This window comes from Oribacterium sp. FC2011 (genome assembly GCF_000701645.1).
In the GTDB taxonomy this organism is placed as follows: domain Bacteria; phylum Bacillota; class Clostridia; order Lachnospirales; family Lachnospiraceae; genus Oribacterium.
The window spans coordinates 1-8,619 of the sequence record NZ_JNJM01000044.1 but is presented as its reverse complement, the minus strand read 5'-3'; the positions used below and the strand labels follow the sequence as shown (position 1 = coordinate 8,619).

The 8,619-nt window shown below is 45.9% G+C and carries 8 protein-coding genes; all 8 read left to right on the top strand.

Annotated elements, in window-relative coordinates; all coding sequences use genetic code 11:
• The first annotated feature begins 324 nt into the window (after window positions 1-324).
• The 8 genes from T357_RS0117895 (at window position 325) to T357_RS0117860 (ending at window position 8,517) form a co-directional block, all read left to right on the top strand.
• Window positions 325-1,149, top strand: a complete 825-nt coding sequence (locus tag T357_RS0117895) for an aldo/keto reductase (protein ID WP_031555602.1) — start codon at window positions 325-327, stop codon at window positions 1,147-1,149.
• Window positions 1,150-1,219: 70 nt separating this feature from the next.
• Window positions 1,220-1,816 carry an L-2-amino-thiazoline-4-carboxylic acid hydrolase gene (locus T357_RS0117890; RefSeq protein WP_031555599.1) on the top strand — a complete coding sequence of 199 codons (597 nt, stop codon included), beginning with the start codon at window positions 1,220-1,222 and terminating at the stop codon, window positions 1,814-1,816.
• A gap of 259 nt (window positions 1,817-2,075) precedes the next feature.
• The gene (locus T357_RS0117885) at window positions 2,076-2,900 is read left to right on the top strand and encodes a MerR family transcriptional regulator (RefSeq protein WP_031555595.1); all 825 of its coding nucleotides are present in this window, start codon (window positions 2,076-2,078) and stop codon (window positions 2,898-2,900) included.
• Between the two features lie 126 nt (window positions 2,901-3,026).
• Complete coding sequence (locus T357_RS0117880) at window positions 3,027-4,889, top strand: beta-glucoside-specific PTS transporter subunit IIABC (RefSeq protein WP_031555592.1); 1,863 nt, start codon at window positions 3,027-3,029, stop codon at window positions 4,887-4,889.
• Between the two features lie 11 nt (window positions 4,890-4,900).
• Window positions 4,901-6,361, top strand: coding sequence for a glycoside hydrolase family 1 protein (locus T357_RS0117875; protein WP_031555589.1), 1,461 nt, complete (start codon window positions 4,901-4,903; stop codon window positions 6,359-6,361).
• A gap of 115 nt (window positions 6,362-6,476) precedes the next feature.
• Complete coding sequence (locus T357_RS0117870; protein ID WP_155991563.1) at window positions 6,477-7,079, top strand: hypothetical protein; 603 nt, start codon at window positions 6,477-6,479, stop codon at window positions 7,077-7,079.
• Between the two features lie 378 nt (window positions 7,080-7,457).
• Window positions 7,458-7,877 carry a hypothetical protein gene (locus T357_RS0117865; protein WP_031555583.1) on the top strand — a complete coding sequence of 140 codons (420 nt, stop codon included), beginning with the start codon at window positions 7,458-7,460 and terminating at the stop codon, window positions 7,875-7,877.
• Window positions 7,867-8,517 (top strand): CatA-like O-acetyltransferase, family 3, encoded by a 651-nt coding sequence (locus T357_RS0117860; RefSeq protein ID WP_031555580.1) that lies wholly within the window; start codon window positions 7,867-7,869, stop codon window positions 8,515-8,517. Before T357_RS0117865 ends, T357_RS0117860 begins: the two co-directional genes overlap by 11 nt.
• Window positions 8,518-8,619 lie beyond the last annotated feature (102 nt).

Genomic DNA, 8,619 nt, shown 5'->3' with positions numbered 1-8,619 from the left:
AGCCTGACGGATAGAAGCAAAAATATCTTCGTACATAAAAACCTCCATGATTAAGTAGTGTTTACAGTGACAACTACCCATCAGGAGGCGCGTTGGCATCATAATTCCGATTGCGGAAGACGCCGTTAAATGCTATTGTTTTCATAGGCAGTGGGGCTTTCCGTATTCAGTTGTTTTGTGTGGTAACTTAACAATACCGAATTACGAAAAGTACTTCCACTGTTTTTTAATTGTCAATAAAGTAAAACTGCGCCACAGCCCTGGCAGGCCATCGCGCAGCGATTTTGTTCAATCGGTATTTGAAGAAATAAAGAGGTGAAGTGTATGCAGGGAAGAAAGAAAAAAACGATAACACTCAATAATGGAGCAACTATGCCCCTTGTAGGATACGGCACCTATTTGACATCTCCAAGGCAAACGGAGCATCTTGTCAGAATGGCTCTTGAAGTTGGGTACAGGCATATTGACACGGCTCAGAATTATGGTAATGAGCATGAAGTTGGTCTTGCAGTAAAGCATTCAGGTCTTGAAAGAGAAGAAGTGTTCATTACGTCAAAGACGCAGACAACCGGATATCATGCCACGAAGAAGGGCATCATACAGTCATTGAAGGCTTTTGATATAGAGTATATCGATCTTATGATCATTCACTGGCCTAACAGCGATAATGAAGGAACTTATAGAGCTCTTGTCGAAGCATATCGATCCGGTATCATACGTGCAATTGGAGTATCAAATTTCAATGCTCATCAGATTGATGCCCTCATCAAACGCTTTGACATTAAACCTACAGTTGATCAAATAGAAACCCATGTTCTGTGGCAACAAAAAAGAATGCATCAGTATCTTACGGAGCAAGGGATTGCACATGAGTCGTGGTCTCCTTTCGGGGAAGGCATGGATGATATTTTCCGCAATGAGACATTGATGAAAATCGGATTGGCTCACGGAAAAAGTGCTGCGCAGGTAATTTTGCGCTTTTTGAACCAGCAAGACATCATTATTATTCCGAAGAGCACAAAACAGGAACGCATGAAGGAAAACCTTGATATTTTTGATTTCACGCTTACTTTGGATGAGATGAAGGTGATCGCTAATATGGATAAAAGAAAATCCTATTCAGGCTGGCCGGCGTCCATGCAGGAATAGTAGAAACAAATACAAATTCGCATTTGACGAAAGGTACGGAAAATGGAAACAGCAAAAACAGTAAATAAGTATGGAGGTACTTTACAGAAAGATTCTTGCCGCATTGAACGACCCTGATCCAGACAGGAAACAGGAAGCCTATGAAAAAAGGCTGACTGAGATGTATAACTCAGAAAAATATGCAGAACATAACATATATCCGACAACGAATGCAGAGTATATCTATGCAATTATTGCCATATGTCTGGAATTAAAGGGATCCGGTTTATCAGACAAAGAAACCATTGATACTGTAAACAGCGGCTTCAGCGGCCGGAGGAATTTCTTTAAATACCTGATCCGATGCATTGATCTGCTTCCTAACAGCTATCAGATCGCGGAAAGATGGAATATCTCAGATTACGACAAACGAGTGAAGGACGGTAGCATTTCCTATGATCAGTTTGAATTATCCGACGGTAAAATCGAATATAGCATATCCAGGTGCGCATACGCTGAAATGTTTGAAACATACGGGATCAGATCATTGTGCAAAATCTTCTGCATGACGGACACCACAGCTTACAGCAATCTCACAAAACATGTTAAGTTCATCAGGTATTCAGATTTATCTGACGGAGACTGCTGTCATGACATCATCCTGGATAAGAAAAAGAATAAAGGCTGACAATTCCAGTATGTCGACCAGAATTTTGTAAAATATGTAAACCTTCCAGTGCAATTGATGATTGGACTCGATTTACTTACTAAAATTTGGTAAATATAGTAAGTAAATGGGGGGAGGACATATGAGATGTGGGGGATGGGACTCAACGTAAATTACCGGATGCCTGTAATCGAACATTAGCACTGTGCAAGAGTTGCATTCACACAACTTTTTGTCCCCTGAGGGTACCCGAATTGGAAGAAATGGATGGATATCACTTATGAACGAAGAAAGATATAAGATTAGTGAAATGGCAAAGCTTCTGGGTGTGACGACCCATATGCTGCGCCATTATGAAAAGATGAAGATTATTCGCCCGGAAGTCGACGAGATCAACGGTTACAGGTATTATAGCGTTGTGGATACACGGCGATTTAACCTTGGCAGGACGCTTCTTGCGAGCGGATTCTCTCTGGAACAGAGCGCGCAGATCATGAAAGATATTGTCCCAGAGGAACTCATGGCTCTTGCGAGGCAGAAGATTGAAGAAAAGAATAAGGAAATCCTGCACGCGGAGCTTGCAATAAAATACCTGGAAGAGCTTGAAAGCTATTATCCGGATATTTTTAGAAAGGTGGATCAGGTTTGGGTTGAGCATTACCCGAACATGTGGCGGCTGGAATTGTCCGACAAGGAAGAAGCACTGGGCGGGCACCTGCTGGACAGGCAGAAAAAGGCTTGGCTTGAGAATCTGCCCGCCGTAAAATGGGTCAGCCGTATGCGGGCTGCGGACCTGCAAAATTTCCCGGAAGGAAAGGCAAAGTATACATACGGTCTTATGTGCCCGGAGAAAGACGCAGTTAAGATTGGCTTGGAGAAGACAGGCGACGTAGAAGTGATTCCGGGCGGTGATTATCTTGTCACGATCCACACAAAGTCTTCCCGGGGACCCTACCTGTGGTCGGACGTTTCAGCACTGATTAATTACTTAAGGCACGAAGAGATACGGACCTTCGGAGACGCCTTTTCCCATATCGTCGCATCTAAAAATACTGAAAGCGGACATATCAATTATCATAAAGTCTTTTTAAAGATTTATTCGTAACAAAGTTTAAGCCCGCTGGATGTCCCTCCAAAATATTGTTGAAATATTGCCGTAATTCTATTGACCTTCGCATTGTGCGAGGGTCTATTTTTTTCTAAAAGCAAAAACAAACAAAAAGGAGGGAATATGACAAACAAAGAGCTTGCATCACAGATCATCAAAAATGTTGGCGGAGAAGAGAATATCTCCGTTCTAACGCACTGCGCTACAAGGCTGCGCTTCAACCTCAAGGATAATTCCAAAGCGGATATTGAAGCTCTCAAAAATCTGGAGGGGGTCCTCACTGCACAGCTTAAGAGCGGACAGCTTCAGGTCGTGATCGGAGCGAAAGTAAACGCTGTCTTTGATGAGGTCTCAGCGCAGGTTCATATCACGGAAGGCGGCGGGAGCGTGGAGGAACCGCCCAAAAATAAGATAAGCGCTGTTATTGAGACAATCTCGGGCATATTTGCGCCGACCCTGCCAGTACTGATCGGATGCGGTATGTTCAAGGCGCTGGTATCTCTGATCACGAACCTGGGACTGCTTCCCGGCGATAACAGCTTCATGATCATCATGTCCATGATTGGCGACTTGATCTTCTATTTTTTCCCCTTCTTTCTGGCGGTCAGTGCGGCCAGAAAGTTCAAGGTCAGCGAATACATGGCCCTGGCTCTGGCAGCGGCATATATGTATCCCACAATCATGAACGGCGCAGCAGCTATTTCAGAAGGCGGACCCTCCACTATGAGTTTCCTGGGCCTGCCGATCCTCTTTGTCAATTATAAATCTACGGTCATTCCCATCATTCTGTCCGTATGGGTACTGAGCCTGATCTACAAGCGTATTGACAAACTGGTTCCGGACTTTTTGAAGATATTGCTCACATCCATGATCGTTCTCTTTATCATGGTCCCCTTGGAACTGATCGTTCTTGGTCCTATCGGCTCTTACATGGGCACCTATATTGCCAAGTTCATTGACTGGTTCTACAACATTGGCGGCTTTGTGGCAGCGGCTCTTCTGGGCGGCACTCGCTCTCTCCTGACAATGATGGGCATGCACTATGCCCTGGCTCCCCTTCAGATTCAGCAGATCGCGGAGACTGGCGGATCCACTCTTTTGGTCAGTGCTCTTACAGCCAACTTCTCTCAGGCTGGTGCCGGCTTCGGTGCATTCCTTCGCCTGAAGAATAAGCAAATGAAATCCGTGGCGGGATCCGCATCCCTTTCGGCGGTCCTGGGCATCACCGAACCCGTCATGTACGGCGTGAACCTGAAGTACAAGCGCCCCTTCGCTTTCGGTATGGCTTCTTCCGCAGTCGCGGCAGCCTTCCTGTCATTCTTCCATGCCAGAGCCCTGGCCTATGCGCCTCCCGGACTCTTCACTATTATAACTTACGAAGCAGACAGCTTTGTATTCATCATCATCGGCTCTCTGATCGCTTTTGTCATGGCGGCGGTCCTGACTTACTTGTTCGGCATTCCCTCTGAGGAAAATACAGAGAAAGCTGATTCTGAGAACTTTACTTCCGAAGAACCTGCCAGGATTCTGAGCGGCAGCCAGATCGAGATCAGCTCTCCTATCAAGGGAAATGTCATCCCCTTAAGCCAGGTGCCCGACAGCGCTTTCAGCGGAGGTGAGATGGGAAAAGGAGTGGGCATTGAGCCTGCCGAAGGAAAGGTATATGCTCCCTTTGACGGAACTGTAGATATGCTCTTTGATACAAAGCACGCCATCGGGCTTTCCAGCAGCGACGGTGTGGAACTCCTTATCCATATCGGTCTGGATACAGTGGAACTGAACGGACAGGGTTTTACCGCTCATGTAAAGACAGGCGATTCCATTAAGAAAGGTCAGCTCCTGATTGAGTTCGACAAGGACAGTATTGCCAGAAAGTATTCTACCGTCACTCCCGTACTGATAACGAACTTTGATCAGTACAACAGGATCGAAGGCCTTTCCGGCATGATTGCTGATACAGATACCGCAATCATCCGGATTAATTAAAGGAGGAGACCATGAACGATCAAATGCCTGAAGGCTTCCTCTGGGGTGGAGCGACAGCGGCCAATCAGTATGAGGGCGGTTATCTTTCCGGAGGCAAAGGCCTCTCTACACTGGATGCCATTACCGGGGGAAGCCATACTTCCCCCAGAATGATCACCTTCCGCACTGCGGACGGCGAATATAAAAAGGTGACCAAGGAGCAGTCACTGCCTGAGGGTGCCACCGGCTATATCGCGCCGGAGCTCTACTATCCCAGTCACGTGGCGACAGATTTCTATCATCACTATAAGGAAGATATAGCTCTCTTTGCAGAGATGGGCTTCAAATGTTTCCGTATGTCCATAGTCTGGTCCCGCATCTGTCCCAACGGGATGTACGATGTGAACGAAGAAGGCCTGCAGTTCTATGACAATGTATTTGACGAGTGCCTGAAGTACGGCATTGAGCCGGTGGTCACCATCAACCACTTCGACACTCCCATGTATCTGGCTGATGTCTACGACGGCTGGGCAAGCCGTGAACTGGTCGACTTCTATGTTTTCTTCTGCAAGACAGTCTTTGAGCGCTATAAGGGCAAGGTCACATACTGGATGACATTCAATGAGATCAACTTCCTCAGGAGCTGGACCCAGATCGGTATCCATTCCAATGATCCGGCTACCAAGGCGCAGGCCCACCATCATCTTTTTGTTGCCAGCGCCAGGGCAGTTAGACTGGGTCATGAGATCAACCCTGACTTCAAGATTGGAATGATGGTCTCCTATATACCAAGTTACCCCATGAGCTGTCGTCCGGAGGACGTCTGGGAATCTATCGAATTCAACCACGAAAAGGAATTCTTCATGGATGTGCAGTGTCGTGGCGAATATCCTGCCTACCGCTTGAAGATGTACGACCGCATGGGCATCGAAGTCAGGATGCAGCCGGAGGATTCTGAGATTCTGAAGGCCGGGACTGTGGACTATGTGGGCTTTTCCTATTATATGTCCACCGTTTCTACAGCTGACAAGAATGCCGAGATGACAGGCGGCAACCAGATCATGGCCTACCGTAATCCCTACCTGAAGGAATCCCAATGGGGGTGGGCCATCGATCCGCTTGGCCTTAGAATTTCTCTGAATCAGATTTACGATCGCTACCGCCTGCCCATGTTTATCGTAGAGAACGGCTTCGGGGCTGTAGATACCATAGAAGAGGACGGTTCCATCATTGATGACTATCGCATCGACTATTTCAGAGCTCATATTCAGGCCGTGAAGGACGCAGTTCTGATCGATGGCGTTGATCTGATCGGCTACACCCCCTGGGGATGCATTGATGTGGTGTCCTCCGGAACGGGAGAGATGAAAAAGCGCTATGGCTTCATCTATGTGGATATGGACGATACAGGCCACGGTACACTGGAGCGCCGGAGAAAGAAGTCTTTCTACTGGTATAAGCATGTCATTGAGACTAACGGAGCCGAACTGTAAGAACAGTGATAAACTGTCAAAGTAGGAATGTACTGTAAAAGCTGTCCGCAGTGGACAAGGCGACCAGGCGCCTGTCTGTTGCGGACATATTTATGATAGAAATGAGGTAATCTGAATGATACATATGGAGAATGACTCTTTTTATCTGATGCCGCATACTGCCATGGAGTTTCCAGACCCTGAGACCATCAGAGTCTGGAAGTATGGCACAGAAGAGCCGGATATCAATACCTATGCAGCTGTGAAGGATTTGTCCTTCCACAATGGTATTATCGAAGTGGATGTATGCGGATCCCTTCTTCCCGATGCTCCGGACTATGCTAGAGGATTTATCGGTATTGCTTTCCGGGGAGCGAAGGATGGTCGGGAATTCGAATCCTTCTATATTCGGCCGACAAATGGGAAAGGCTGCAGCGACCCTGTCAGAAAGATCCATGGCTGTCAGTATTTTTCATTTCCTGGATATACATTTTCATATCTGCGCAGTTTTGGAATCACAGACTATGAGAATCGGGTAGATACCATCGCCTTGAACGAGTGGAGCCATATAAAGGCTGTGGTCAGGGATGACTGCGCAGCTTTTTATGTGGATCAGAAAGAGGTGCTGAAAGTTACAGGCCTGAAGCACGGTCCTTCTGCAAGAGGAAATGTGGGGCTTTATGTGGATATCGGCACGGACGGCTTCTTCCGGAATCTCTGTATCACCTGTGAAGATTGAAAAGAAGTCCTTAAATTCCGAGAGAGCCGCGGCCTGGAAATCGAATGTGGTTTCATCACGATAGGAGCGGAAGTTGCAGAATGAAAACCGGCAGAATATTGGGAAATTCGAAACAAAAGCGCTTTGTTCGACATTGCCAATACAATCAAAGAAAAGGACTATATAAATGATGCAATCGTTCTTCCAATGCCTGGCAATTGTGGTGATGTAAGGGTGTAGCTCACATTGTTTGGAATAATAATGCGGACAATCATATAATTCGCGCTCGTCGCCTAATAATGGCGGCGGGCGCTTTTTTGATTATGGTATAATGGAGCCGTAGTGTGGTGGGCTGAGGTACAAATCGAGAATAGACAAATCGGTGTTTGAGAGGTAAAAATGATAAATCACAGAGTTCAGAAATATATAGAGGATCATTCTTTCTGTTCAGAGTACCTTTTCAGGGATTGGGAAGCGTTCCTGGATTTTATCTATGAAGAAGGTTATCGCGTTTCATCCATCCTCTGGTGGGAACACTGCAAAAAGAATTTTCAGCACGGATACGGCGGATATTCCGATCCGGATGACATGGAATGGATGTATTCTGAGACCTGGCTTCATGAAGATGGATTTGAAAAAAAGATCTTGCGGATATTAAGGCTTATATTCGTGAAACGAGAGAGCATGGTCTTATTCTTGGTGACAAATACATCAGCCACAATTTGGTGCCGTCCTTCTATCTTGCAGATGAACAGACTCCGGTTTGCAGAGATATTGCGGGCTCAGGTATTTGTAAGGGTAATTCAAAATGAACTATAAGGTAATTGACAAAGAAAAATACTATAGAAAAGGTGTGTTCCGTCATTTCACGGAAGACTGCAGGTGTTCGACCTCAATAACAGCGAGAATCGATGTGACAGAACTCGCCACACATTCAAAGAACACAGGGACGAAATTTTATATCAATTTCCTGTATATTCTTTCAAAAGTTCTGAATTCACGCGAAGACTACAGGATGGGATACCTTTGGCAGACAGATGAGCTGATCTGTTATGACGTGATCAATCCTACGCAGTATGTTTTCCATGAAGATACGGAAACCTGTACTCCGGTATATACGGAATACGATGAGGACTATGAAAAGTTCTACGCTGCTGCTTTAAAGGATGTTGAAGAGGCAAAGAAGACAAGGGAATACGGTCTGGATATGGTTAATCATCCAAACTGGTTCGATGCATCGTTTATATCCTGGCTTTCCTATGATTCACTTCATCTTGAACTTCCCGATGGAAATCTGTATTTTGCGCCTATCATCAACTGGGGAAAATATAGGGAAGAAAACGGAAGGCTTGTCATGCCTGTGACCGTTCGTCTGAATCACGCAATCGCTGACGGGTACCTGGTCGCAAACGTATTCCGTCTTTTAGAGCAGGAAATCACATCTTTTGTCGAAATCTGATCAACAGATCGTTAAGGAAAGAATCGAAGATGGTGCAAACGAAAAAGCAGCATTACGCTTTCCAATAGCTGCCCTTTCGTTTGCATCAATTTCGATTTTTCC